The following is a 25,408-nucleotide window of genomic DNA, read 5'->3' on the forward strand; positions in this document are numbered from 1 at the left end:
AAATTACTGGCTCATTAGTTCATTAGTCAATGGTTCATTTGTTAACCGCCAATTGATAATCGTTTACGCTCTAAAGCCTCATCCCTTAAAGCTAAAACTGATATCGCAACTGCACCCTCATTTCCGATTTCATTCTGCCATCAATCTGATCTAAACCAGACCCTACAGTTTCTACATTTTCATAGTTGTAAAGTGCATATCGGCCCCAAACATCCAATCGTTTAGCTAATCTGTATTTTAAGTTGGCATAACCTCTTAAACCTTTTCCGTTGTACAAACCAAAGGTGAAATTATATAATACGTCATCTTCATAGGCATAAATTCTACTATCGTAAGAAGCCGTATTGAAATAAGCAACCCTAATGTTACCCGTTAATCGAGATGAAAGTGGACTGTAGCTCACATCCTGATAAGCTAAGTAACCAAATTCAGAATTACCTCTGCCTTTTTTAAACTGAACCACTTCTACACGATTTTGAAAGCCTAATGCTTTACCCAATGCCCATTTTACTTCTGCACGGTAATTTTCTCGTTTTACATCATCTAAGTAGTTAAAAGGAACAACTTCAGCCGTATTTTGTTGTTTTACTTCCGATTTGAAACGTAGAATTGCCCTGAACGTTTTGGTAGGAGAGTAAGTCACCTGACCTAAAAACTCGTAGCCATCAGATGGGGCATCTACCCTAAAACGCAACCAAGGGTATTTGAAGTAATCGCCATATAATTGAATACTCCAAACTTTAGAAGGATTGATGTTTAAACCTGCATAAAAGCCTTTTTCGTTGAATGCTTCGCTGGCTTCGGCTGTCGCCTGATTAAAAAAGTTATGATAGTTTTTTTGATAATTTCTGTGCAACACAACTGCCGAAACAGTAGAAGATAAACTTACTAAAGCTCCATTTACATAGGCCAGTCCTGCATCTAGTGATTTTCCGAACTCACCAAAGAAATAGAAGTTTTTGTAGGTATAACTGTAGTGCGTCCCAACATTAGTCAGCTCCTTTCCTGCAAAGTTGAACTGTTGGTACAAGCTCGAGCCAGGAACAAATAACCTATTAAACGACGTGTGGTAAGCCACAGCACCAATACTTAAACCTGTAACTCGATATTGCAAAACACCACCATAAACTATTTGTTCGGTACTGTTTTTATTGTTCATCTCGTTTTGGGTTCTGTGCAGGCCAGTTTCGTTAATAGTGGTCACTGTTCTCTCGCCGTTAGCGTTAATACCCAACGAAGCATCAAGTTTTCGGTGCGAAAAGAAGGGTGAGAAATCTAAGTTCTTGGCAATCTCAACAGTTGCAGCAGCACCTCGTAAAAATGCGAACTCATTGGCAGAAGTATATGGCCTTAAACCAACATCACGTTTAGCTACACCCGTAACGTCTGGAGATTTGCCAAATGCAAAGCCCGACCAAAGTGTTAACGCCTGCCCAAACTGCATGGTATAATCACCCAATACAATTTTCTTAAATCTTCCAGTGTTTAATATTGCTACGTGTCCCGACATAAAATCGGTATAGTTAGATGGAAAGAAGTGAGATGCAGGTTTTGGGTTTTTAAATAGATATTCGCCAGCATCTTTCTCCATTACCAAAGAAGCCGATACACGGTTGGAATAGGTGTAACGATACCTTAAAAGATACCTGTCTGGCGTACCCAAATACCTGCTTCCAGGTAAATCGGTGTAACCTCTAGTTTTTTCAATTACCCTTCCGTAACGTAATATCAAATCGTTATTGCCATATTTTGCTAAGTTGGCAGCAGTTATTTTATCTACACCAGAACTTTGGTCTAAAGTAACAAAAGGCATTAACCGTTGTATACTCGTTAAATCAAACTCAGGGATGCTCTGTAATTCTAAGAGATCTAAAAGCTTTCCATTTTTTCTAATGTGCTCAAATAAATTACTGATTTGCAATGGAGATAGAAAAACCAAGGTTTTTAGCTCCTCTGCGTTAGTTTTATTAAGATTAATTGGATGCTTTCGGTAGTAAGTCAATCGATCTTGCAACTCAGAAAGATCATAATCTTCTGGCAAATTTTCTGCAATGCTTTCAATCAAATCTTTAATTAATTGATCTTCTTGTGTTTGAGCCTTAGCCGCAAAACCAATCAGCAAAAAAGCTGCTAATATGAATAGTTTAAAACGCATAAGAGAGACCAATTTGAGGGGTATAACCAGTTTGAGGATGACTTTCGACAGCAACATCCATTATTAATTTTTGATAGTTTAGGCCCATGCCTACGTATTGTTTGAATGGTTTGGCACTCATTCCACCTCGGAAACTCAGCATTTCGTGAAATTTATAATCTGCGCCTATACGTACATCAAATTTTCTTTCAAAATCTTTAGAAATAGTAGTGGCTATAATAAGTTTATTAGATGGGATGTAAGTAGCGCCGAAATGCACAGCGGTAGGAATATAAGTTTCTACATTGGTAGATTTATATGTTTGTGAAGATGGGTTGTTGACGTACAAGCCTAAGCCAATTTGTTTGTTCAGCGCATAGTTTACGCCAGCATCTACAGAAAATGTAGTGGCATTTCCATAATTGGTAATTTTAATCTGATGAACGTTAGCTTTAACCCCAATAGACAATTCATCGCCAAACTTCTTCGCCAAGCCAAATCCAGCTTTAATCTCACTAAATTCGCTAATACCATAGCGGTTAATGCTCACACCTGCAAAATTGTTGTTAAATGGAAGCACAAAAGCAAAGCTCTGCTCTGCCAGTTCATCGCCAAATAGGTAACGGGCATAAGTTAAAGCTGCCGTCGGTGATTTCTGACCAGTAATTCCAGCTGGATTAGCATTTAAGCTCCACGTATCAAATACGGCGGCACTGGCATTGCCCATAGCGGTTAGCCTAGCGCCTTGATTATATTGGGCAGTGGCTTCGCTAATAAACAAAGAAAATATAGAAAATAGTAAAATTTTGCGCATAGGCTGTTTGGTAATGCCAATTTAGGAAATAATGTTTGAATGATAAATGGGTAAGAAAGAAAATAGCTAAAATGAGTAAATAAGTTTAATCGATGCATTTCAACTGACTAAATAGCGAACTATTAATCTAGATTTCATCATTAAGCTTCAAAAGAAATCCTTTTAAACGCTCCAGCGAATCAATAATTTTCTGATTTTCTTTTACCTCGCCGCTATTGCTCTTCATGTGCTCTTTAGCACCTTTCAAAGTAAATCCTTTATCATCAACCAAGTGAAAAATAATTTTCAGGTTTTCGATATCTTCAGGAGTGAAAAGGCGATTTCCCTTTTTGTTTTTCTTCGGTTTAAGTACTTCAAATTCCTTCTCGTAAAACCTAATTTGCGAAGCATTTACTTCGAACATTTCGGTTACTTCGCCCATGGTATAATACATTTTATTGATTTCTCTTTCTTTGTACGGCATGTTTGATACTGACTATTAAACGATTATAGAATTTACTTAAAGTGTTCAAATGTAAACCGATTTTAGCAGAAAACCACAATAAAATTATAATTTTGTTCCTCATTATAAAATACCACTAAGACACAAAGAACACAAAGGGATTTTAGTTAAGATGATGGGATTTTTTTAGTTCCCTAATACTTGTACCTAATTCCTAAAACCTATACGAAAATGACAGCGAAAGAAATAAGACAGACCTTTTTAGAGTTTTTCAAAAGCAAGCAACATCATATTGTGCCGTCGGCACCAATTGTGGTTAAAAATGACCCAACTTTGATGTTTACTAACGCAGGAATGAACCAATTTAAAGACTTGTTTTTAGGAGAAGCTGCTGTAAAATATCCTCGTGTGGTAGATACACAACGTTGTTTGCGTGTTTCAGGTAAGCATAATGATTTGGAGGAAGTAGGTATCGATACCTATCATCATACTATGTTCGAAATGCTGGGCAATTGGAGCTTTGGCGATTATTTCAAGAAAGAAGCCATTGCTTGGAGTTGGGAATTGCTAACAGAGGTTTATAAAATTCCTAAAGACCAATTGTATGTTTCGGTTTTTGAGGGCGATGAAAAAGAAGGCTTGCCAATGGATACCGAGGCATTTGAGCTTTGGAAACAATTTGTACCAGAAGACCGTATTGTTTTAGGTAATAAGAAAGATAATTTTTGGGAAATGGGAGATACGGGTCCCTGTGGTCCGTGCTCGGAAATTCACGTAGATTGCCGTACAGCTGAAGAGCGTGCAGATGGCAAAGGAAAATCTTTGGTAAATGCCGACCATCCTCAGGTAATTGAGATTTGGAACAACGTATTTATGCAGTTTAACCGTTTGAAAGATGGTTCGTTAAAGCCGCTTCCAAACAAACACGTAGATACAGGAATGGGTTTTGAGCGTTTGGTACGTGTGTTACAAGGTAAAACTTCTAACTATGATACTGATGTTTTTACACCACTCATCAACTTTATTGCAGAAAAATCTGGATTTGAATATGTAGGCAGTGCCGAACCAGGCGAAAAAGGCTGGAACGAAGCTGTGGCAATGCGTGTAATGGCAGATCATATTCGTGCTATTTCGTTTGTAATTGCAGATGGTCAATTGCCTTCTAACAATAAAGCTGGTTATGTAATCCGTCGTATTCTGCGTAGAGCGGTACGTTATGCTTATACTTTTTTAAACTTGAAAGAACCATTTTTAAATCAATTGGTTACTGTTTTGGTAGAGCAGTTTAATGGCGTTTTTGATGAATTGTATTTGCAGAAAGATTTTGTTCAAAAGGTAGTTTTAGAGGAAGAAGTTTCCTTCTTGAGGACTTTAGCGACAGGCATTCAGCGTTTTGAGAAATACGATGGTGGTAAAATTATAGATGGTAATTTTGCTTTCGAATTATATGATACTTTCGGTTTTCCGATAGATTTAACTGATTTAATGGCTCGTGAAAAAGGTCTGTCAGTTGATATGGAAGGTTTCAACCAAGCATTAGAAGAACAAAAAAACCGTTCTCGTGCGGCTACCGCAATTGATACTGGAGATTGGGTAATTGTTAATGAAGATAGAGAAACTGAATTTGTAGGTTACGATTTGTCTGAGATTGAAACTGAAATCGTTAAATACAGAAAAGTAACTTCCAAAGGTAAAGAGCAATATCAAATTGTGTTGGCTCAAACACCTTTCTATGCAGAAAGTGGTGGTCAAGTAGGTGATACAGGCAGGTTAGAAGACCACAGCAGACAATTTTGGGTTGAGATTACGGATACCAAAAAAGAAAACGGTGTAATTGTACACTTTACCGATACTTTACCTGTTGATTTAGATGGTAAATTCTGGGCAGTAATTGATGAGGAAAAGCGCAAATCTTCGGAGAACAATCACTCGGCTACGCACTTGTTGCATGCTGCAATGAAGCAGGTTTTAGGTACTCACGTGAACCAAAAAGGTAGTTTGGTGAATTCAGATTACCTACGTTTTGATTTTTCGCACTTTGCTAAAGTAACTGATGAGGAACTGAACCAAATTGAAGATATTGTTAATGCAAAAATCAGAGAGAATATTCCTTTAAAAGAACAGAGAAACGTAGCTTACCAAGAAGCAATTGATAGTGGCGTAACTGCTTTATTTGGTGAAAAATATGGTGATTTTGTTCGTGTAATTACTTTTGACGACCATTTCTCGAAAGAACTTTGCGGCGGTACTCACGTAAAAGCTACAGGTCAGATTGGTTTCTTTAAACTGACTTCTGAAAGTGCGGTTGCTGCTGGAGTACGTAGGATTGAAGCAATTACTGGCGAACGTTCAGCTGCTGTAATTCGCGAACACTTCGAGTTAGTGAAGAACTTAACTGCGTTGTTGAACAATCCGAAAGATTTCGTTTCTGCTTTAGGAAAAATCATTGACGATAACAGTGCGTTAAAAAAAGAGATTGAAAAGAGCATTACCGAAAGAGCAGTAGCTTTAAGAACTGATTTAGAAAAGCAAATTCAAAATATTGATGGTGTGAATTTTATTGCTACCACAGTAGATTTGCCAAATGCTGATGCAGTGAAAACTCTTGCTTATGCAGTTAAAGGTGCTGTACAGAATTTGTTCCTTGTATTGGGCGTTGTAATTGACGGTAAACCGCAACTTACCGTAGCAATTGATGATGAATTGGTAAAAGAAAAAGGCTACAATGCCGGACAGATTGTGAGAGAGCTAGCTAAGGAAATTCAAGGCGGTGGCGGTGGCCAACCTTTTTATGCAACAGCTGGCGGTAAAGATGCAAGTGGTATGGAAAGAGCGATTGAAAAGGCGAAATCATTTTTAAAGTAGAAGCGGGTTAAATGTAGCGTTTCGTTCTTTCATATCGTATTCATAATATAACAGCAGAAGTAATATTTACGATATTGTGAGTTTTACCTTCTGCTTTTAAATTAATTAAATCACAATAACTAAAACAATGAAGAAAAATCTATTAACGCTAATGCTGCTGTGTTTAATTAGTATTGCCTCTGCACAAGAGAAAACTGAAAGTAAAACAGATAGTACAGCTGCAGCCATTAATGGCAAAAATGAGATTAAAGTAAATCTTTTGATGGGAATATTGGCTATACCCGAAATTTCTTACGAAAGAATTTTTGAAAATAATACTGGTCTTGGTTTGTCTGTTTCAATTGGTTTAGATAATGATGTAGAATACAAATTTGGTTTCACACCATATTATAGGATATATTTTGGAAACTCGAAAAAATCATCTGGCTTTTTTATTGAAGCAAACGCTGCATTAATGCAAACTAAAGAAAATAACTACTGGCATTACTATGACGACGGTTTTGGCGGGGTGAGGTTACATGATAATACGAGATGGAATGTTGGTATGGGGGCTGCTGCTGGTGGTAAGTTTTTAACTAAAAATGGATTTATTGGCGAGCTTTCTTTCGGCGTAGGCAGATTTTTTAATAGAAATAACGATGGTCTCGAAGCGTACCCAAGGGTAGGTATCACCATCGGTAAAAGGTTTTGATAGGATAAACATTTATACGAAGAGAAGTTTAATAATCTAAATTTACTTACTTTATTGATACCTAAAAGCTGATGCTGAAATAAATTCAGCATGACGGAGTATAAATTTAGCGTCACCCTGAATTTATTTCAGGGTCAGTTTTAAAATTGAAAGTATAGTGATTTTTGAGCTTTGGATGGATGGAATTCAAACTTTGTACAAGTAGATAGATCTATCGAATTTTCTATCAGTGCCGAGCATATCTCTTATATTAGCTATATGTAGTTCTTGATTTTCAATAATTCCTCCATTCACTTTTGCCTCTTGTAAAATACGTCTTATTTTTGCTAAGTTGTTATATACATAAATAGGATTGATCGCTTCTATTGTTCGTATAACTTCAAGAACTTTGTCTGAGGTTGTCAAGAAAGTCTGTTGGGGTACAAAATTGATATTTTTAAAATTGCAGTTTCCGTAAAATACGATTGCTGAGAAAATCGGAATATCTTGATTTTCGCTGATTATATTTCTTAAATTTTTGACATGAACCTCATTCTGGATTATCGGACTATAAATCCTGTACTTACTTTTGCCGGAAATCATTGTCCACTGTTCTTGTCTACCTTTTCCATATAACCAACCATTATAGTCCTTTACTTCAAAAAGAATAATTCCTACTTGAGTGATTAACACAAGGTCTATCTGAGAGAATTTGCCATCGTTAGTGTTAAGATACACGTCATGATAAACATCTTCAACCGATTTTCCATTTTTTAGTAAAACCAATACCAAATCACGCTCCGTCGCAGTCCCTCTGTTTAGTTCGGTAACACTCTTCAGAAATTTTTTATTCTTCTCTCGTCTGTATATTTTTAAGCCTATCGGAAGGAAGACAGTAAATAGAAGTATTAGAACAATAAAAACAAAAATGTTTCTCTGAAGCTGTGGTGTGAAGAGATGTTTATCAAATAAACTTCTTTGGCTCTTAACAATATACTCGGAATGTGCATAACCAGTTTTTCCCTCGTATGATATTTCGTGCCAATTCCCATTTTTTGACAACAGTTTAACTTCGTCACCCTGTTTTAGCGTAAATGAAATAGGATGTTTCTTTCCAATTCCAGTCCTAACATTCAACCCGGTTGTCGTTTTGTGGTATTCTTCTTGTTTGAATATGCCTTTTTCTAATAAGTTAAATACAATTAAACCTAATAAAATAATGATTATGCCAAACGTCTTATTGTATCTCCTTTTTCTATACCTCTTATACATTTATAATTTAAATTACTCATTTAAAGATAAATTAAAAAGAAATCCCCCAGTTTTTAGCTGGGGGATTTCTTTTAATGTCTACCTCTATCTTTTCCTTTATGGTGGCCTTTGCCTTTGTGCCATCCTTTATGTTTGCCATTATCGTGTCTATGCTTTTCTACGTATCTAGTTTGGTAAACGTTGTGCCTTAAATACGGGCGAGTTTCATTAATTACTACTTTTCTGCCCTTGTGTAAGTTGTATCCACGGTAGGCTCTCGGTAAAGAAGTTCTGTGCACCCATCTGCTTCCTTCATAATACACATATCGTCTAGAGGGTACATGGTAGTAAGTGCGGATATCTGGCATGTAGTAATACTCTACATAGTCGTAACCCCGAGGCCCCCAATTGGGTTGCGCACCAATATTGATATTTAAACTAACTTGAGCGTTGGCTGTTTGCAATGTCGCTGCTACTATAGCAACCGTAAACATCAGGATTAATCGTTTCATAATTTAAGTGTTTTGTGTGTGTTAAAACCTATACGAATACCATGCCACTGATGATTTAGCATTTTGTCTGCTATATAATTGATACATTATTAGCCCCAGATACACAGATTTTTATTTGTTGAAATATTTTTTTTAAATCAGTGCATCTGTGGCTAAAACCATTAACAGTATACATATTATACCTATATTTGGAAAGCTAAAAAGGCATTCAGAATAGTAAATTCGATTAATGAGTACAACGACTATCGCAAAAGATACCAGCAGTTTCGAGCTTGTTTCAGGTTTAGAGATACATGTTCAGTTAAACACACAATCTAAAATATTCTGTTCAGACAGTGCCGCATTCGGTGCTGGGCCAAATGAGCATATTTCTACCGTTTCTTTAGGTTTGCCAGGAGCTTTGCCTAAGCTAAATAAAGAGGTAATTGAAAAAGCTATGCGCATTGGTTTGGCATTAAACTGCGAAATCAATCAATACAACTTCTTTGATAGGAAGAATTACTTCTATGCAGATTTGCCAAAGGGATATCAAATTACACAAGACAACAGTCCGATCTGCAAAAACGGTTTCATCAATGTGCAATTATCTGATGGCACAGAAAAGAGAATTGGCATTAACCGTATCCACCTAGAAGAAGATGCCGGTAAAAGCATGCACGATCAGGACGATAACTATTCGTTTGTAGATTTAAACCGTGCTGGTGTACCCTTAATTGAAATTGTGACCGAACCAGATATCCGTAGTTCTGAAGAAGCAGCTGCTTTGCTAACCGAAATTAGGCAATTGGTGCGTTTCTTAAACGTGAGCGATGGTAACATGGAAGAAGGTTCTTTGCGTTGCGATGCGAATATTTCTATTCGGGAAAAAGGAACTACTGCTTACGGAACTCGTTGCGAAGTGAAAAACGTAAATTCTATCCGTAATGTGCGCAGAGCGATGGATTTTGAATTTGGCAGACAGGTAGAAGTAGTTACTAGCGGAGGTGATATTATCCAAAGTACCTTAAACTTTGATGCGGATAAAGGCACAACATCGCCAATGCGTAGCAAAGAAGAAGCGAATGATTATCGTTATTTTCCGGATCCAGATTTGCCACCTGTGGTAATTTCTGATGAATGGTTGGCTCAAGTAAAATCGGCTATGCCAGTGCTGCCTAAGGAGATTGCCCAAAACTTGATGGATGAGCTAGGTATCAACCAATCTGAAGCAGCTGTGTTAGCTGATGATAAGGATTTATACCAATATTATAATGATGCCGTAGTTCAAATAAACAACAAAAAAAGCTTGGTCAACTGGCTGCTAGGTAGTATTAGAGCCATCTTGAACGAAAAGCAAATTGAAATTGGTAAGTATACTGTAAGTCCGCTGCAATTGGCGCAAACCATCAATTTGGTAGATGAAAAGAAAGTTTCGCAGCAAATCGCAATACAAACGTTGTTGCCAGCTTTAGAAACTAATCAAAATGTTAAAGCAGAAGAGCTAGCAATGCAACTTAACCTATTAATAGTAGAAGATGTAGATACTATTACTGGTTTTATAGACGAAGTGTTGGCTAAATATCAACCGCAGGTAGAAGCATACAAAAAAGGAAAGAAAGGCGTTTTAGGTTTGTTTGTTGGCGATGTAATGAAGCTAGCCAAGGGCAAAGCTGACGCAAAAAAAATAAACGAATTGATCTTAAAAAGGTTGGAGAACTAAAGTTTCTCGCCAATCCCAATATCAAAATTCTAAAAAATGAAAAAAATAGCAGTAATTATATTAGTCACCATCAGTGCATTAACAGCTTGTAAAGATAAATCTAGGTTTACCATCAGTGGGAAATTAACTAACGCCGAAGTAAAAAATAAAGTTTACTTGTACGGAATGGCTAGTAACACAATGGTGTTGTTAGATTCTACAAATTTATCGGCCAATGGCGAATTTAAATTCACGAACACTAAGCCCGAAGCGGATTTCTTTAGGGTTAATTATTTGGCTAACGAGTATATCGTAATTGCTAAAAATGGTGATGAAGTAGAGATTACCGCGGACGTAAATGATAAAAACCAGAACTATACGATAGACGGGGCAGATGATGTCGCTAAACTTGCAGAGTTCAATGCGCTTAAGGTAAAACATCAGCAAAAAATATTTGAAGTGAGCAAACAGTTCGAAGAGCAGGTGTCGGCGCAACCAGATCAGAGAGATGATCTTCTACAAAAACTAACGCCTGTTTATAATAATGCACTTAACGAATTGAACCAAGCCATCATCAAGTTTGCGATGGATAACAACAAATCGCTGGTTAGTTTTTATGCCATTAGCTTGGTAAATCCGGTAGGGAATGAAAAAGCAATGGTTGATTATGCTGAGAAAGTAGATGCGAGCTTGAGAAACCACGCTGCCGTAAAGAATTTTGTAGAGAAGGTACAAAGATTAAAGGCTGTACAAGTAGGGCAAGTTGCGCCAGAGTTTACTATTCCTAGTATCGATGGTAAGCAGGTTAAGCTAAGCGATTATCGTGGTAAATATGTATTGTTAGATTTTTGGGCGTCGTGGTGTGGGCCATGTAGACAGGAAAATCCGAACGTAGTAAAAGCATATCAAACGTTTAGAAACAGAAATTTTACAGTTTTAGGGATCTCGTTAGACAAGGATAAAAATGCTTGGATGCAAGCCATTAAGCAAGACAATTTAACTTGGGACCAAGTGGGAGAATTAAAGGATTTCGAAGGAGATGTTGTGAGGCTATATCAGGTTGAGGCTATTCCTAGTTCGTTTTTGTTAGATCCGCAAGGTAAAATCATTGCAAGAGATTTGAGAGGGGAACAATTGGATGAGTTCTTAAACAAAACCTTACCTCAACTCTAATTCTATGTTAATATATTGAGTAGTCTTAACAATTTGTTAACTTAGGTTTAACTAAATGTTGCAATTGTATACTTACTTTCGTAACAAATAAAATAGCAATGAGCACAGCTAAACAGAAGATTTTAATTGTTGATGACGAACCGGATATTCTCGAATTAATAGAGTATAACCTTAAAAAAGAGGGCTATCAGGTATTTTTGGCTAGTAATGGTCAAGATGGAATTAACGTAGCTAAAAAGGTTCAACCAGATTTGATCATCTTAGATATTATGATGCCTAAGATGGATGGTATTGAAGCTTGCCGTTTAATGAGAGCTATCCCAGAGTTTAAAAATACCTTTATGGTTTTTTTAACTGCTAGAAGCGAAGAGTATTCGGAAATTGCTGGTTTTAACGTAGGCGCAGACGATTATATTGCAAAGCCAATTAAGCCTAGAGCTTTGGTAAGCCGTATTAATGCCATTTTGCGTCGTAATGTAAGCAGTGATGAAGTTTCTGAAAATAAATTGGAGATTGGCGATTTAGTAATTGACCGCGAATCTTATTTGGTTTATCAGAGTGGCGAGAAGGTAGTTTTAGCTAAGAAAGAGTTTGAATTACTTTACTTGTTGGCTTCGAAACCTGGTAAAGTTTATACCCGCGAAGCGATATTGAAAAACATTTGGGAAGATTCTGTTGTGGTAACTAACAGAACTATCGATGTTCACATTAGAAAATTGAGAGAGAAGCTAGGAGAGAATTATGTATCGACCGTAAAAGGTGTTGGATACAAGTTTGAACTTTCTTAAAATTATAAATCCCGATGTGAAACCATCGGGATTTTTTTTTGAATCATTAAGTTTTAAAGTTGTCTTCGTGCTCTTTTTGTCTTAGTGGTTCGAAAACTAATGATGCTTCTTCAGTGTTCGGTAACAAATTCCAATAGAAACACAAGTGAGTAAAGCGCCCATTATAAATGGTGCACCGGGAAAATAAATATGATTTTTCGCATTCGTGAAATACGCAAATAAATACGACATCAACGTTGGTCCGATAATACTTGCCAAACTCATGAAGCCAGTCATAATTCCTTGCAACTCGCCTTGTTCATCGGGCTTAACTTTGGTAGAAATAATACCCTGCATTGCTGGTCCTGTAATCCCCGCTAGGGCATAAGGCACCATAAACGCGAACATCATCCATCCCTTGTTGGCAAATGCGAACAAAACGAAGCCTAGTACATATAGACATAGGCCAAACATAATTGCTTTTTTATTTCCGAATTTAGGAATAACCAAACGAATGAGCCATCCCTGAACAATGGCTACCGTTAAGCCAACAAAACCTAAAGAATAACCTACCCAGGTTTTGTTCCATTCAAATTTCTCTTTGGTGTAGTAAGCCCACACTGTTTGCGTAGATTGTGCGGCAATGTATAAAATAAGCAGTGCTGCCAATAAACCAATTAAAGAAGGGTAACGTTTGAGTTGTAAAAAAGCACCCACAGGATTAGCTCTTTTCCAATTAAATGCTCTTCTGTTTTCTTTTTTTAATGATTCTGGTAAGATGAAATAACCATACATGAAATTGAGCAGCGATAATCCTCCGGCAACCATGAAAGGAACTCGAGTTCCTATCTCACCAAAAATACCACCTATAACAGGGCCAATGATGAAACCAAGTCCAAAAGCTGCGCCAATTAGTCCAAAGTTTTGAGAACGCTTTTCTGGAGTACTTACATCAGCAATATAGGCTGACGCGGTAGTGATGCTTGCGCCACAAAGCCCAGCAATAATACGGCCGATAAATAGTAAAGTTATGGTGTGGGCAAACGACAAAAAGAAGTAATCAATAGCCATACCTAACAACGAAATTAAGAGCACTGGTCGGCGACCAATCTTATCGCTTAATGATCCCAAGATAGGAGAGCAAACGAACATCATTAAAGAATAAACGGTGAGCATTACTCCGCCATATTCTGATGCTTTACTTAAACTAGCTCCGGTTAATTCTTGTATTAAATCTGGCATGATTGGAATGATAATGCCAAAGCCAATGCAGTCGAATAGGATAGTAACTAGTATGAAAAACACACCAGCATTTTTGTTGCTTGCCATGTTGGTTTTTTAGAAATGCAAAGGTAATATAATTACCAATTCCACATCTTAAAATTTATTTGAACAGGTCTTGTTTTCATTTTTCTGAGTTATTCGATTTATACCAGTTTATTTAGAAATCAATGCTAAGTTCCTATTTATTTGGCATAATTATCGATCAGAATAATATTTTGTTAAATATGTTAAATTACTATAAATCAGTATATATAAATATGATAAGTTAAAGTTTTAGTTTTTATAAATATGTTTTTAAGGTGGAAAAATGGAACCAAAATCAAAATAAAATTTTGTTTACACATTAATATGTTTGTATATCAGTTACTTATGTTTTTTGTTTTGTAGGTTTTATTGCTGTCGCTGGTAAGCTTCAATAAAATCGGTTCGCATAGTTTTGAAACGCTCAATAACAGTTTCGATGAATGCTTCGTCAATGATTTGAAACACCTCGTTAACACCTCCTCCCGTGAGGTCTAACTCAGAAATTTTGTAGCTCTGTTCGTATGGTCCTTGTTCAAATTTTACAATGAATTTTTGGTTCATACTAAAGATGCTGATCTTGCATTGTGGGTGTGGTAATTCGGCTATTATTCTCATCTGTATTTCTGGTTGTGTTTAAATTATAGGATATTAAAAAAGCGGCGCATGCAATATTTTAATTGCCATGCGCCGCTTTTATTTTTCTATTATGGATTAACGCCCATTTCTTTCAGTAAGAAATCAGCTTTATCAATTTTTGAGGCTGCCCAAAGTACGTATCTAATGTCTACACCAATTGAACGACTGTAGCTTTCGTTCCAAGCATAATCGTTAATAGTTGCGCCGTAAGCTCTGTCGAAATTAACACCAATCAATTCGCCATTAGCATTCATTATTGGTGAGCCCGAATTTCCGCCGGTAGTATCCATGTTGTAAAGAAAAGCAACAGGTACATCGTTTAAATCCTTTTTAGCAAAAGAGCCGAAGTCTTTTTTGTTCCAAAGTTCCTTAATGATGTTAGGATAAAAGAAATCTGGATTGCCTGAAGCAGCTTTTTCAATGATGCCTTTGATAGTAGTGTAAGGCGACATGTAGGTGGCATCAGCAGGAGAGTAGCCACGAACATAACCGTAAGTTAGTCTTAATGTGCTGTTAGCGTCTGGTACAAATCCTTTATTTAAGAACTTCTCCTTAACGTTTACGTAATCACCCATTAACTTGTTTAGTATGCCGTCTCTACGGTCTTTTTCTGGCTTTAATTCTGCTATCTGACGAGCAACATCGTTCTCTAGTAATAAAAGACCATCATTGTAGTCGCTAATCGATTTTGGTGACTTTAAAAGGCTGCTGAAAACAAAGTTTTGATCTTTTAATTTGGTTAGGCCAAAAGTATCGTTGATGTAATCGTCGATCATTGCTTCGTTATTACTGCCGCGATTGATGATTTTATCAACTGCAGCTACACGTTGGTTTGGCGTAAAAGCAACTGCATCTAACATCATTCTTTTAAAAATACGTCTATCGGCATCGATATGGTAAGCATCATAAATGTTCGATAATACTTGTTTCAATCTACCAACATTAGTTTCGAAATACGCTTGTTTTTGTGCAGTTGGCTGCTGATTAAGATTGTTTTTAAAGATGTTGATGTTTCTAGCAATGTTGATTAAGCTAGTGGAATTATATATTTGTGACAGCCATAAATCTCTATTTGCATCACCGTTAATTTGCTTATAAAGCTGGTCGATATTGGCCATTAAATTGCCGTATTGTGCCTTAACTTCAACATTTTCATTGATAAATGCGGCTAGTGCTGCATCTTCTTCCTGTTTTTTAGAAACTAGGTCAATTCCTTTGATACCAGCTAATTTGCCACGGTAATTTTTCATCACATTGGCATTGCGTTTAATACGGGTAGCTAATTTAATCTCAGTTGCTTTGTCTTTCTTTCCTATATTTTCCATCGTTGTGTTTTGGAAATCGTATAGTTCTGAGGTGTAAGGCAAAACATACTGCGCTTGGTAATCTACAAATTGCGCAGGGCGATGACGGAAAGTTCTACCTGGATAACCTAAAATGAATACAAAATCTTCTTCGTTGGTGCCGCTAGCGTTAACTTTAAGCGATTTTTTTGGTTTAAATGGTACGTTGTCTTTGCTGTATTTCGCAGGCTTACCGTCTTTACCCACGTAAGCTCTCATGAACGCATAATCGCCGGTATGACGCGGCCAAACCCAATTGTCGGTTTCACCACCAAATTCACCGATTTGACGGTTAGGTACGTAAACCAATCTTACATCTTGGATGGTTTTGTACCTGAATAACACATAGGTTTTGCCAATAAACATTTCAGATACCTCTGCCTTAATGCTAGGGTCTTTTTGTTCTGCTTCTGCCGCAATGTTTTTCATTTGGTTGTTAATCATTTGCAGGCGTGTTGCTGGGTTTTCGATGTTGGCCACAGAACCGAGAATTCTATCTGATACATCTTCATAGCTTTCTGTAATACGGCAAGTTAAGCCTTTTGCCTCAATTTCTTGTTCACGTTTTCTGGCTACAAAACCATTATTTAAATAATCGTTCTGGGGGGTGCTCGCCAACTGAACAGCGCTAAATGCACAATGATGATTGGTGATGATCAATCCTTCGTCAGAGACGAAAGAGCCAGTACAGCCACCTACGTTAACTAAAGCGTCTACTAAGCTAATTCCGTTAGGATTATATACTTCATTAGGCTCAATTTTTAAGCCTGCCTTTTTCAAATCTATTTTGTGTATTTCGCTTAAAGGGAACATGCCTTCATCACGAAACGTATATCCTAAAAGCCCTAATGTGGCTATAGAAAGCGTAAATAGTAAAGTAATTGATAAGATTTTCTTGTTCATTGTGTTGTTAATTAAGTTTCTAACAGGTCAAAGCTAAGGAAATATGCTTTAACCCCCAACCCTTAAAGGGGAGTTGAATGTAAATACCACATTACTAAAGATAAAGTCGCCTCGATTTTCGAAAGTCCCCTTTAGGGGATTAATCCTTACCTTTGTGCTATGGCAGAAGATTTAACCATTTTAAGAGAGGCTTCGAAAGAAGAGAAATATACGTCTATTATTCCCCAGATTAGCGCTTTGCTAGAGGGCGAGAATGATTTGATTGCCAAGTTAGCGAACGTTTGTGCGGCACTGAAAGAGCAATTCAATTGGTTTTGGGTGGGATTTTATCTAGTGAAGGATGAAGAGTTGGTTTTAGGACCATTTCAAGGGCCTGTTGCTTGTACTAGAATTAAGAAAGGTAAGGGAGTTTGCGGCGCTTCGTGGCAGCAGGAGCAAACGTTAATTGTGCCGAATGTTGATGAATTTCCTGGGCATATTGCCTGTGCTTCGGCCTCGAAGTCTGAGATTGTGTTGCCATTTTATATGGATGGTAAGATTATTGGAGTGTTAGATGTTGATAGTGAATATCTATCTCATTTCGATGAAGTTGATAGCTTGTATCTAAATAAAATTTTGAAGTTAATTGATGCCTAAATTACCGTTAGCTTTTTATCGACAAGAAGATGTAGTGAGTGTTGCTAAGCAATTACTAGGTAAGAAACTGTTCACTAACATTAACGGCGTGATTAGCGGTGGCATCATTACAGAAACTGAAGCTTACGATGGAGCGATAGATAAGGCTTGTCACGCCTACGGACGTAAGCATACCAATCGCACAGCTACAATGTTTTTAGGTGGGGGTGTTACCTACGTTTACCTTTGCTACGGTATTCATCATTTATTAAATGTAGTTAGCGGAAAGGAAGACAATCCACAAGCTGTGTTAATTAGGGCTATAGAGCCAATTTTAGGTGTAGAAACGATGTTGCAACGTAGAAAGATGGATAAAGTTGCATCACGCATTACCGCTGGACCTGGAGCGTTGTCGCAGGCATTAGGTATCGATAAGCAATTAAATGCTAAGGACCTTTCTTCTGATGAAATTTGGATTGAGGATTTTGACGGTTACACCGACGATCAAATTGTAGCAACCACGAGAATTGGCGTTGCTTATGCTCAGGAACATGCTTTATGGCCGTTTAGGTTTTATGTAAGAGGGAATAAATTTGTGAGTAAGCCTAATTCTTAAATTCTTGATCCGAGATTTGAAGACTATCACTAATTAAAGTTCTATTTCTCTTGTTGGTGTCCCCGTTAAAGAAACGAAGATTACAAGAAATATTAGTAATACTGAACTATCCGAGTTTTAAACACAAGGTATTTCTGTTGTACTTCGGTGAAAATGTAAAATGTTTCTTTGTTTGGCTTAATCTTTAGTTTTTTAACCAAGTTGTCTGCCCGCTCTGGGAAATTTCTCACGATCACATTTCCTTGTAAGTCTTTTTGCTTTTTAAGTTCATTTGGCGAAAAAGTCTCGATGATTTCGAAAATGCGGCCAATGAACGATGGTTGCAAATCTAACGAGAAGTAGAGGTGACTTTGCCTATCTAATTTTTGCAAGTTAAATTGATTGGCGATAGCATTAAAGGCACCGCTTTTCATCAAAGCTGTGTCCGGTTCGTAGAGATAGCCCTGAGTTATAAGTTCTTCAACATAAACTGTGGTACTATCATCAATCAAAGGAAGCTCAATTTCTTTAATCTCATCGTTGAGTGTTACGCAAATTACTTTTACTTCACCAGCAAAATCCTTATCGATTACCCAAAGTAGCTCTTTACATTCGTTTTTTACACTTACGATATGAATTTCGGAAACATGTTTCAATTCGGTTAATCCCGCTTGGAGATCTAAAAGAGGAGAGGTTTTGATGATTATTCTTTCAGCTTTGCTCAATAACAAATCCAAATGGTCTACCACGTTAGGCGTGCACTCGGCTAGCTTAAACACTTTGCCGCTGGTACTTCTTCTTGCTGGGTCTATATAAATAGTTCCGAAAGACTTTTCCGAAGTTTCTAAGTATTCTAGTCCATCTACTGCTAAACATTGGATGTTATTAGCAGCTAAAAGCTTTGCATTATGGGCAGATATTTCAGACAACTCTGCGTTGATTTCGCAACTGTAAACTTCATCCACTTTGTGTGAAAAGTAAAAGCTATCTACACCAAAACCAGCTGTAATGTCTATTAACGATTTGCCTTTTGCCAACCGCTGTTTATAAGTTGCTGTATCTTCTGACGAAGTTTGTTCCACAGACAAGGTACTCGGAAAAATGATGTTTTCCCGCTTAAACCAAGTAGGTAATTTCTTTTCAGCTTTCTTTTTGGCTACTATTTGATTGGCCAGCTCGGCCGAACTTACCCCAGCAAAAGGAGATTTTGATAGTGCAATCCTACTTACGTCAGTAGCATTTAAATTACTGTTAATGTAGGTTTGCACTTCCTTTTGTAAGAGGTTTTTGTTCATTTTTCTGGTTTATTCCTTCGTTGGTTCATTGGGTTTGCCAAGTTGAATAATGGCGAGTGAACTAATGAACTTATGTGTTCTTCATCACCATTTGGCAAGTGTTTCTACTTTTTACTTCTAGCCAAACCTTTTTATTTACGGTAACCCGATCAATGGTTTCTTGGTTGTAATAACGGATAGTCACCAATTCCATATCCTTATTATATTTCACTTTGAAATCTGCAGAAAGATCATTGATCAAGCTTTCAATCTTTTTTTCGTCGTTATCTATACTCACCGAAAAACTGATTGCGGAATTCAACATCGTATTCACCTTCACCCGATTTTTATGGAAAATGGCGAAAATATCGCTCAAATTTTCTTCAATAATAAACGAGAAATCCTTTGGAGAAATAGACAACAACACCTGATTTACCTTAAAAATAAACGAAGGAACTGGAAGGGTGGTAGCTTCAGTGCTAATTTCGGTGCCTGCTTCTTCCGGATGAATAAAAGATCTTACAAACAGAGGAATGCTCTTATTCTGTATTGGTTTTATGGTTTTAGGATGGATGACCGTTGCTCCGTAATAGGTAAGTTCAATTGCATCTCGGTAAGAGAGTTGAGGGATTTTTTCCGTTACGTCAAACCACTTCGGATCGGCATTCAGCACACCAGGTACATCTTTCCAAATGGTCATTTTCTCGGCATCCAAAGCTGCGCTGAATATTGCAGCAGAGTAGTCAGAACCCTCACGACCTAAAGTTGCGGTGAAATTTTCGCTAGTAGTACCAATAAATCCCTGTGTTAAAACTACGCCTTGCTCTAAGTAACTTGGTAAATGCTTTTGTATTTCGCTGGTAGTTTTATCCCACTGCACATTTGCTTCGCGATAGGTATTATCGGTTTGGATATAATTCCGGGCATCTTGCCAGATGCAAAAACTGCCTTGTTGATTTAAATAAGCAGCAATAATTTTTGAGGATACCAATTCACCAACGGAAACAATTTGATCGTAAAGATAATCTGGAGTATCTTCAGCTTCTTCCTCCAACAGCCACTCAATTTCTACAAAAGTATTCGCAACATCATTATAAACTGGATTTTTTGCATCGGGAAACAACTTGCTGATGATATCGAAATGAAAATCCTTTACTGTTTCTAATAGTTGATGTTTTTTATCATCACCGTTGATGTGTGCGAAGGCTATTTCCTGTAATCTATCGGTGGTTTTATCCATGGCAGAAACTACTACAAGCAGGTTTTTAGTGCCAAAAGATTGTATAATTTGAGTAACGTTTTTTATTCCTTCGATGTTTTTGATGGATGCACCACCAAATTTGTATACTTGCATTTATTCGTTTAAAGTTAAGATGGTTTGAGGTTTAGCGATACCGCTAAGCTCTGAAAAAGGGATCACTAATTCGGTAGTTCCTTCTGCGTAAGATTTTATTTCGTAAGGATTGTAAAGAAATACTAGTCCTTTATCGCTTACATAATAGCTTTTTGGTAACGAGAACTTACCATTAGTGAAAAAGTATTTTTTATCTAACGGCTCTGTAGCGCTAATTTTTTCATCACTTCTAAAGATACGTTCACCTATTTTTAATAGTTCAGCTTTCTTTTCAGGTAATATTAACGAGTCTAAAGTGACTGCCTTGTTTGTTTTTGGATTGAAATTGATATAAGAAATGATGGTGTTGCCATGTGCACCGCCTGCATAGTCTGAATGAACGTATTTCATTGCTACGTAATTGTGCAATTGCCTAATAACCTTAATGTCGATTAATAGATACCACCATTGTGCAGTTCCAGGATTTTCTACATAAAAATCGTTATAACCTCTAATGAAACTAGCTGCAATATCATCAAACGCTGTTGGAACTTCTTCATCTCCGAAATAGTGAAACACTTGACTTTTGATGTAATTGTTTAGGCTATCGTTTTCAAATACTGGATATTTTACTAGTGCATTAGCCGTATCAGCTTCTCTATTTACTTCTGGTTTTACAGCATTATTACTTACTACTTTAATCGAATCGTAATGGTAGGTTAGCGTATCGTTTTCTGCAGTTATAACATGGGCAACTTTTTTTTCTTTATTATCGCTGGTGCAAGCCCAAACTAAGCTTATTGCTAATAAAGGGAAGATGATTTTTTTCATAATAGATTGTATTAAAGTTTACTTAACTGTTCCTTGGTAAAGGATGCATTTAACCATTCACTCTCGTAGCTTGCGCCATATTTATCATAAAAATTAATGGCTGGCGTATTCCAATCTAACACTTGCCAGCTCATTCCATTAAAGTTTCTTTCTTTGGCTTCTTGCACTACACGATCAAATAAGAGCTTGCCAATTCCTTTCCCTCGGTAGTTTTCGGTAACCAAAAAATCTTCTAAATATAAACGACAACCTTTCCAAGTTGAGTATCTGATATAGAACAATGCTAAGCCAACAATGGTTTTACCATCTACGGCTACAAAAGATTTCCAAACTGGATTTGTACCGAAACCAGCTTCTATAAACTCTTCCACAGTTACGGTAACTTCGTCTGGAGCATTTTCGTAAACGGCTAATTCTGTAATTAGTTCCAATAAGCGAGGACAATCTTCGGCGGTTGCTGTTCTCAGTTCAATATTCATTTTAGGTGGTTTCGTTTTTTATTTTTTGAGAATTGATTACTGGTCAATTGGCTATTTATTCAATATTTTTCCAGTGCTTAATCACTCTCTTACCAAAAATATTACTTCCAATTCTAACAATGGTACTCCCTTCTTCAATTGCTAATTCGTAATCGGCCGACATTCCCATCGAAATTTCCTTAAAAAAATCGTCTTTCCTAAAATAACTTAACTTAATGCCGTCGAATAGCACCTTCAATTCATTAAATTCTGCACTGGTTTGTTCATCGCTTGCTGTGTTTGTCGCAATCCCCATTAAACCAACTATTCTCACATTTTTTAATGCTGCAAATTCTTCAGATCGTAGTAATTCTATAGCTTCGTCAAAGCCCAATCCAAATTTGGTATCTTCATCTGCAATGTAAATCTGTAGGAGGCAATCTATCACACGATTGTGTTTTGCAGCCTGTTTATCAATTTCTTTCAGCAATTTTAAGCTATCAACAGACTCTATCAGTTTTACGAAAGAAGCGATATACTTTACCTTATTGGTTTGTAAGTGTCCAATTAAATGCCATTCGATATCTGCAGGCAATTGTGCTTGCTTATCTACCATCTCTTGCACCAAATTTTCGCCAAAAACCCTTTGTCCAGCATCATAAGCTTCTTTAACAGCTTCTGCAGGATGGTTTTTAGAAACAGCTACAAGTTTAACTCCGTCGCTTTCAATTTCGCTTTTATATTTCAATAAGTTATCAGCAATGCTCATTTATCGTTATTTTTGGGGGTAAAATTAATTATTACGAACGAAACCACATAGGCACATCTTATTTTATGTTATCTATATTACGTTTTCAACTTATAGATTTTTAGGTAAATTGATGTTCATTATGTTTATAATATTTTAATGATAAAAATGACGAGACTTTTTTTATTCGTGATGTGTGCTGTGCTGTTAGCCTGTAAACCTGGTATTCCAAAAGATATCATACAGCCTACAGAAATGGAAAGTATACTATATGATATACATGTGTTGGATGGATACGTGGGTACCATACCTACACCTGATAGCGCTAGGAAAACATCGGCTCCACTTTACAAAGGCATTTTTAAGAAGTACGGTATTGATTCTGCTGCACATGCCCATAGCATGGCTTATTATTACAAACGCCCAGATTTGCTATCTAAAATGTATGATAGAATAAGCGATAGAATTAATAAGGAAAAAGACGTAGAACTCAAAAAGCAAGAAAAAGAAGCTAAATCAAAGGCTAAAAAGGTAAAAACATTAGAAGAACCAGTTGAGGCAAAGTCGGTAGATACAGTTCCTACAGCAAAGGAAGTTAAACCGATTGATACACCACAAAAAGCGAAATTGATAAAACGAAGAATTAAAAGCGCTCCAAAATCTACAATAAATTAATATGCTGTACCCCGAAAATTGCGAAGAGAGATTAGGATTTAACGAAGTTAGGCAATTGGTGCGTCAGCATTGCTTAAGTACTATGGGGCAAAACCTGGTCGACAAGATGCAGGTGATGTCTAAGCACGATCAAATAGAAAAATTTCTACGGCAGACCAAAGAATTTAAAAGCATCTTAGAAAATCAAGAGCCTCTACAGATTAGTACTTTTTTTGATATAAAAGTATTGGCTGATAAAATTAGAGTAGAAGGAAGTTATTTGGTAGAGGAGGAGCTCTTTAAAATTTATACTTCGCTACAAACCGTATTTTCTGTAATTCGTTTTTTTGACGAGAGAAAAGAAATCTATCCTAGCTTAGAGGCTTTGTTTGAGCATTTGCCAATAGAAAGGGATATCCTTAAAAAGATAGAACGTGTGCTTGATGCAAAAGGGAAAATTAAGCCTAATGCATCAAACGAATTACTAGATATTACCACAGCGATTGCGAAAGGTGAGCAAGAGGTGCGTCTAAAAATGGATGCCATCTACAAAAATGCTGTGGCCAGCAATTGGGTAGCCGATGGTAGTTTAACAGTGCGTGATGGAAGGATTTGTATTCCAATTTTGGCTGAGAATAAGCGTAAAATCAAAGGTTTTATCCATGATGAATCTGCTAGCGGACAAACAGTATATCTGGAACCAGAAGAAGTTTTTACACTGAATAATAAGCTTCGAGATTTAGAATTTGATAGACGTAGAGAGATTATTCGCATACTCATTGAAACTACCAATGAACTAAGACCTTATACACCAATTTTGTTATCGTACCACGGTTTCTTAACAAAGTTGGATTTTGTAAGAGCAAAAGCACTTTTTGCGATACAAGTTGGTGCAGAAATGCCAGTTTTGCTCAAAGAACCTAAAACAAAGTTGATCAACGCTCGTCATCCGCTGTTACAGCTTTCGTTCGCAAACGAGCAGAGTGGAAAAAGCGTGGTTCCTCTAAACATTCATATCAATAATGGAATGCGTATTGTGTTGGTTTCTGGACCAAATGCTGGAGGAAAATCGGTGTGTATGAAAACGGTTGGTTTGTTGCAAATGATGTTGCAGACGGGCTTGTTGGTTCCTGTTGATGAACATAGTGAAATGTGCGTTTTTAACCAGATTTTCGCTGATATTGGCGATGACCAATCTATTGAATCTGATTTGAGTACCTACAGTGCTCATTTAAATAAAATGCGTTATTTCTTGGCACACGCCAATCCGAAAACATTGGTACTTATTGATGAATTTGGTACGGGAACCGATCCTCAATTTGGTGGTCCAATGGCAGAAGCTGTGTTAGAAGTGCTGAATAACAAAAAAGTACGTGGTGTAATTACAACTCACTATTCTAATTTGAAATTGTTTGCTGGTGATACCGAAGGCTTGGAAAATGCCTCGATGTTGTTTGATAACAGCAAAATGAAGCCACTCTACATTTTGGATATTGGTAAGCCGGGTAGTTCTTATGCTTTTGAAATTGCGCAGAATATCGGTTTACAGAAGGAAGTTTTGGAATTAGCCAAGCAGAAAATTGGAACCAATCAAAACAGCATTGATAGTTTGCTGGTGAATTTGGAGAAGGAGAAACGTCAGGTTCACGAAACTAAAGTAAAATTATCTAATCAGCAGAATAGATTAAACCAGCTGTTGGCTGAAAATGAAAAACAAAAATCATTCTTAGAAGAAAATAAGCGGACTTTAATTAAAGACGCAAAGGTACAAGCCCAAAATATCATTAAAGATGCTAATAAGCTGGTAGAAAATACGATTGCCCAAATCAAAAAGAAACAGGCTGATAAAGAAGCAACCCGCGAAATAAGGCAAAACCTGCAGAAAGGTTTGGCGAGAAACGAAGTGAAGGCAGAAGAACCAAAACCTGTAGTCGAATTTGATGATACAGCCATAGAAGTAGGAGATTTTATCCAATTGATCGGTACGGAAAGTACTGGACAAGTGATGGAGATTAACAAAAATAATTTGGTGGTAGCCTTTGGCGATTTACGTTCGGTAGTGAAAAAGAACCGAGTACAGAAAATTAGTAACCGACAGGTTAAAAAGTTGGTGCAACGGAGTTCTTATACCAGTAGTTTGAGCGATGCCGTAAGTAATTTTAGAGCAGAGTTAGATTTGCGTGGCATGCGTGGTGAAGTTGCATTGCAAGAGTTGGAAAACTATATGGATAAAGCAATTATGTTGGGCTTTCCCTCTATCAAAATCATTCATGGCAAAGGCGATGGTATTTTACGTAAGCTAATCAGAACTCATTTAAAGTCATACAAACAGGTGGATAGAATGGAAGATGAGCATTTAGATAGAGGTGGAGACGGAATTACTTATGTTTATATGAAGTAATAG

At 37.0% G+C, this 25,408-nt stretch carries 22 protein-coding genes; 9 read left to right on the plus strand and 13 right to left on the minus strand.

Features of this window, described 5'->3' with window-relative positions; genetic code table 11:
• Nucleotides 1-91: 91 nt before the first annotated feature.
• The 3 genes from AC23ME_RS10880 to AC23ME_RS10890 form a co-directional block, all read right to left on the minus strand.
• Complete coding sequence (locus AC23ME_RS10880; RefSeq protein WP_487727797.1) at nt 92-2,155, minus strand: ComEA family DNA-binding protein; 2,064 nt, start codon at nt 2,153-2,155, stop codon at nt 92-94.
• Entirely contained in the window at nt 2,145-2,948 is an 804-nt protein-coding gene (locus AC23ME_RS10885; protein WP_487727798.1) for a PorV/PorQ family protein, read from the minus strand. The genes AC23ME_RS10880 and AC23ME_RS10885 overlap by 11 nt, the downstream gene beginning before the upstream one ends.
• Nucleotides 2,949-3,075: 127 nt before the next feature.
• A complete protein-coding gene (locus AC23ME_RS10890) occupies nt 3,076-3,411 on the minus strand; it encodes a MerR family transcriptional regulator (RefSeq protein WP_487727799.1) in 336 nt (111 codons plus the stop codon).
• 210 nt (nt 3,412-3,621) lie between these two features.
• Here AC23ME_RS10890 and alaS point away from each other — a divergent pair, with 210 nt between their 5' ends.
• Nucleotides 3,622-6,255 (plus strand): alanine--tRNA ligase, encoded by a 2,634-nt coding sequence (gene alaS / locus AC23ME_RS10895; RefSeq protein WP_487727800.1) that lies wholly within the window; start codon nt 3,622-3,624, stop codon nt 6,253-6,255.
• Between the two features lie 127 nt (nt 6,256-6,382).
• Nucleotides 6,383-6,946 carry a hypothetical protein gene (locus AC23ME_RS10900; protein ID WP_487727801.1) on the plus strand — a complete coding sequence of 188 codons (564 nt, stop codon included), beginning with the start codon at nt 6,383-6,385 and terminating at the stop codon, nt 6,944-6,946.
• A gap of 186 nt (nt 6,947-7,132) precedes the next feature.
• Here the strand turns inward: AC23ME_RS10900 and AC23ME_RS10905 are convergent, their stop codons facing one another.
• Nucleotides 7,133-8,197, minus strand: a complete 1,065-nt coding sequence (locus AC23ME_RS10905; RefSeq protein WP_487727802.1) for an NERD domain-containing protein — start codon at nt 8,195-8,197, stop codon at nt 7,133-7,135.
• A gap of 71 nt (nt 8,198-8,268) precedes the next feature.
• Nucleotides 8,269-8,688, minus strand: coding sequence for a hypothetical protein (locus AC23ME_RS10910; RefSeq protein WP_487727803.1), 420 nt, complete (start codon nt 8,686-8,688; stop codon nt 8,269-8,271).
• Between the two features lie 229 nt (nt 8,689-8,917).
• Here AC23ME_RS10910 and gatB point away from each other — a divergent pair, with 229 nt between their 5' ends.
• The 3 genes from gatB to AC23ME_RS10925 all read left to right on the plus strand — a co-directional run bounded on the left by gatB (nt 8,918) and on the right by AC23ME_RS10925 (nt 12,327).
• A complete protein-coding gene (gene gatB, locus AC23ME_RS10915; protein ID WP_487727804.1) occupies nt 8,918-10,387 on the plus strand; it encodes an Asp-tRNA(Asn)/Glu-tRNA(Gln) amidotransferase subunit GatB in 1,470 nt (489 codons plus the stop codon).
• Between the two features lie 36 nt (nt 10,388-10,423).
• Nucleotides 10,424-11,539: a redoxin domain-containing protein gene (locus AC23ME_RS10920; RefSeq protein WP_487727805.1), complete on the plus strand. Its 1,116-nt coding sequence runs from the start codon at nt 10,424-10,426 to the stop codon at nt 11,537-11,539.
• A 98-nt stretch (nt 11,540-11,637) separates the two neighbouring features.
• Nucleotides 11,638-12,327, plus strand: a complete 690-nt coding sequence (locus AC23ME_RS10925) for a response regulator transcription factor (protein ID WP_487727806.1) — start codon at nt 11,638-11,640, stop codon at nt 12,325-12,327.
• 96 nt (nt 12,328-12,423) lie between these two features.
• On the opposite strand, the gene AC23ME_RS10930 is transcribed toward AC23ME_RS10925, so the two are convergent.
• The 3 genes from AC23ME_RS10930 to AC23ME_RS10940 all read right to left on the minus strand — a co-directional run bounded on the left by AC23ME_RS10930 (nt 12,424) and on the right by AC23ME_RS10940 (nt 16,496).
• Nucleotides 12,424-13,635: a TCR/Tet family MFS transporter gene (locus tag AC23ME_RS10930; RefSeq protein WP_487727807.1), complete on the minus strand. Its 1,212-nt coding sequence runs from the start codon at nt 13,633-13,635 to the stop codon at nt 12,424-12,426.
• Nucleotides 13,636-13,980: 345 nt separating this feature from the next.
• Nucleotides 13,981-14,229, minus strand: coding sequence for a hypothetical protein (locus AC23ME_RS10935; RefSeq protein ID WP_487727808.1), 249 nt, complete (start codon nt 14,227-14,229; stop codon nt 13,981-13,983).
• Nucleotides 14,230-14,318: 89 nt separating this feature from the next.
• Nucleotides 14,319-16,496: a S46 family peptidase gene (locus AC23ME_RS10940; protein ID WP_487727809.1), complete on the minus strand. Its 2,178-nt coding sequence runs from the start codon at nt 16,494-16,496 to the stop codon at nt 14,319-14,321.
• Between the two features lie 159 nt (nt 16,497-16,655).
• Between AC23ME_RS10940 and AC23ME_RS10945 the strand changes: the two genes are divergently transcribed.
• Both AC23ME_RS10945 and AC23ME_RS10950 read left to right on the plus strand, forming a co-directional pair.
• Nucleotides 16,656-17,132 (plus strand): GAF domain-containing protein, encoded by a 477-nt coding sequence (locus AC23ME_RS10945; protein WP_487727810.1) that lies wholly within the window; start codon nt 16,656-16,658, stop codon nt 17,130-17,132.
• The gene (locus AC23ME_RS10950) at nt 17,125-17,727 is read left to right on the plus strand and encodes a DNA-3-methyladenine glycosylase (RefSeq protein WP_487727811.1); all 603 of its coding nucleotides are present in this window, start codon (nt 17,125-17,127) and stop codon (nt 17,725-17,727) included. Before AC23ME_RS10945 ends, AC23ME_RS10950 begins: the two co-directional genes overlap by 8 nt.
• 92 nt (nt 17,728-17,819) lie before the next feature.
• Here the strand turns inward: AC23ME_RS10950 and AC23ME_RS10955 are convergent, their stop codons facing one another.
• From AC23ME_RS10955 to AC23ME_RS10975, 5 genes are all read right to left on the minus strand, one after another.
• On the minus strand, nt 17,820-19,001 hold the full coding sequence (locus AC23ME_RS10955) for a THUMP-like domain-containing protein (RefSeq protein ID WP_487727812.1): 1,182 nt from the start codon (nt 18,999-19,001) through the stop codon (nt 17,820-17,822).
• Nucleotides 19,002-19,071: 70 nt separating this feature from the next.
• Nucleotides 19,072-20,334, minus strand: coding sequence for an aspartate kinase (locus AC23ME_RS10960; protein ID WP_487727813.1), 1,263 nt, complete (start codon nt 20,332-20,334; stop codon nt 19,072-19,074).
• The gene (locus AC23ME_RS10965; protein ID WP_487727814.1) at nt 20,335-21,144 is read right to left on the minus strand and encodes a DUF3298 and DUF4163 domain-containing protein; all 810 of its coding nucleotides are present in this window, start codon (nt 21,142-21,144) and stop codon (nt 20,335-20,337) included.
• A gap of 11 nt (nt 21,145-21,155) precedes the next feature.
• The gene (locus tag AC23ME_RS10970) at nt 21,156-21,623 is read right to left on the minus strand and encodes an N-acetyltransferase family protein (RefSeq protein WP_487727815.1); all 468 of its coding nucleotides are present in this window, start codon (nt 21,621-21,623) and stop codon (nt 21,156-21,158) included.
• Nucleotides 21,624-21,678: 55 nt separating this feature from the next.
• Nucleotides 21,679-22,371: a YggS family pyridoxal phosphate-dependent enzyme gene (locus tag AC23ME_RS10975; RefSeq protein WP_487727816.1), complete on the minus strand. Its 693-nt coding sequence runs from the start codon at nt 22,369-22,371 to the stop codon at nt 21,679-21,681.
• Between the two features lie 147 nt (nt 22,372-22,518).
• Between AC23ME_RS10975 and AC23ME_RS10980 the strand changes: the two genes are divergently transcribed.
• Both AC23ME_RS10980 and AC23ME_RS10985 read left to right on the plus strand, forming a co-directional pair.
• Nucleotides 22,519-23,025, plus strand: a complete 507-nt coding sequence (locus AC23ME_RS10980) for a DUF4296 domain-containing protein (RefSeq protein WP_487727817.1) — start codon at nt 22,519-22,521, stop codon at nt 23,023-23,025.
• 1 nt (nt 23,026) lies between these two features.
• Nucleotides 23,027-25,405 carry an endonuclease MutS2 gene (locus tag AC23ME_RS10985; RefSeq protein ID WP_487727818.1) on the plus strand — a complete coding sequence of 793 codons (2,379 nt, stop codon included), beginning with the start codon at nt 23,027-23,029 and terminating at the stop codon, nt 25,403-25,405.
• The last annotated feature ends 3 nt before the right edge of the window (nt 25,406-25,408 follow it).

This window comes from Pedobacter sp. T50_32 (genome assembly GCF_057652195.1).

Bases quoted from the DNA above. Each gene is read 5' to 3' on its own strand.
- AC23ME_RS10880 (WP_487727797.1), bottom strand. From the start codon at position 2,155: ATGCGTTTTAAACTATTCATATTAGCAGCTTTTTTGCTGATTGGTTTT.
- AC23ME_RS10885 (WP_487727798.1), bottom strand. From the start codon at position 2,948: ATGCGCAAAATTTTACTATTTTCTATATTTTCTTTGTTTATTAGCGAA.
- AC23ME_RS10890 (WP_487727799.1), bottom strand. From the start codon at position 3,411: ATGCCGTACAAAGAAAGAGAAATCAATAAAATGTATTATACCATGGGC.
- alaS (WP_487727800.1), top strand. From the start codon at position 3,622: ATGACAGCGAAAGAAATAAGACAGACCTTTTTAGAGTTTTTCAAAAGC.
- AC23ME_RS10900 (WP_487727801.1), top strand. From the start codon at position 6,383: ATGAAGAAAAATCTATTAACGCTAATGCTGCTGTGTTTAATTAGTATT.
- AC23ME_RS10905 (WP_487727802.1), bottom strand. From the start codon at position 8,197: ATGTATAAGAGGTATAGAAAAAGGAGATACAATAAGACGTTTGGCATA.
- AC23ME_RS10910 (WP_487727803.1), bottom strand. From the start codon at position 8,688: ATGAAACGATTAATCCTGATGTTTACGGTTGCTATAGTAGCAGCGACA.
- gatB (WP_487727804.1), top strand. From the start codon at position 8,918: ATGAGTACAACGACTATCGCAAAAGATACCAGCAGTTTCGAGCTTGTT.
- AC23ME_RS10920 (WP_487727805.1), top strand. From the start codon at position 10,424: ATGAAAAAAATAGCAGTAATTATATTAGTCACCATCAGTGCATTAACA.
- AC23ME_RS10925 (WP_487727806.1), top strand. From the start codon at position 11,638: ATGAGCACAGCTAAACAGAAGATTTTAATTGTTGATGACGAACCGGAT.
- AC23ME_RS10930 (WP_487727807.1), bottom strand. From the start codon at position 13,635: ATGGCAAGCAACAAAAATGCTGGTGTGTTTTTCATACTAGTTACTATC.
- AC23ME_RS10935 (WP_487727808.1), bottom strand. From the start codon at position 14,229: ATGAGAATAATAGCCGAATTACCACACCCACAATGCAAGATCAGCATC.
- AC23ME_RS10940 (WP_487727809.1), bottom strand. From the start codon at position 16,496: ATGAACAAGAAAATCTTATCAATTACTTTACTATTTACGCTTTCTATA.
- AC23ME_RS10945 (WP_487727810.1), top strand. From the start codon at position 16,656: ATGGCAGAAGATTTAACCATTTTAAGAGAGGCTTCGAAAGAAGAGAAA.
- AC23ME_RS10950 (WP_487727811.1), top strand. From the start codon at position 17,125: ATGCCTAAATTACCGTTAGCTTTTTATCGACAAGAAGATGTAGTGAGT.
- AC23ME_RS10955 (WP_487727812.1), bottom strand. From the start codon at position 19,001: ATGAACAAAAACCTCTTACAAAAGGAAGTGCAAACCTACATTAACAGT.
- AC23ME_RS10960 (WP_487727813.1), bottom strand. From the start codon at position 20,334: ATGCAAGTATACAAATTTGGTGGTGCATCCATCAAAAACATCGAAGGA.
- AC23ME_RS10965 (WP_487727814.1), bottom strand. From the start codon at position 21,144: ATGAAAAAAATCATCTTCCCTTTATTAGCAATAAGCTTAGTTTGGGCT.
- AC23ME_RS10970 (WP_487727815.1), bottom strand. From the start codon at position 21,623: ATGAATATTGAACTGAGAACAGCAACCGCCGAAGATTGTCCTCGCTTA.
- AC23ME_RS10975 (WP_487727816.1), bottom strand. From the start codon at position 22,371: ATGAGCATTGCTGATAACTTATTGAAATATAAAAGCGAAATTGAAAGC.
- AC23ME_RS10980 (WP_487727817.1), top strand. From the start codon at position 22,519: ATGACGAGACTTTTTTTATTCGTGATGTGTGCTGTGCTGTTAGCCTGT.
- AC23ME_RS10985 (WP_487727818.1), top strand. From the start codon at position 23,027: ATGCTGTACCCCGAAAATTGCGAAGAGAGATTAGGATTTAACGAAGTT.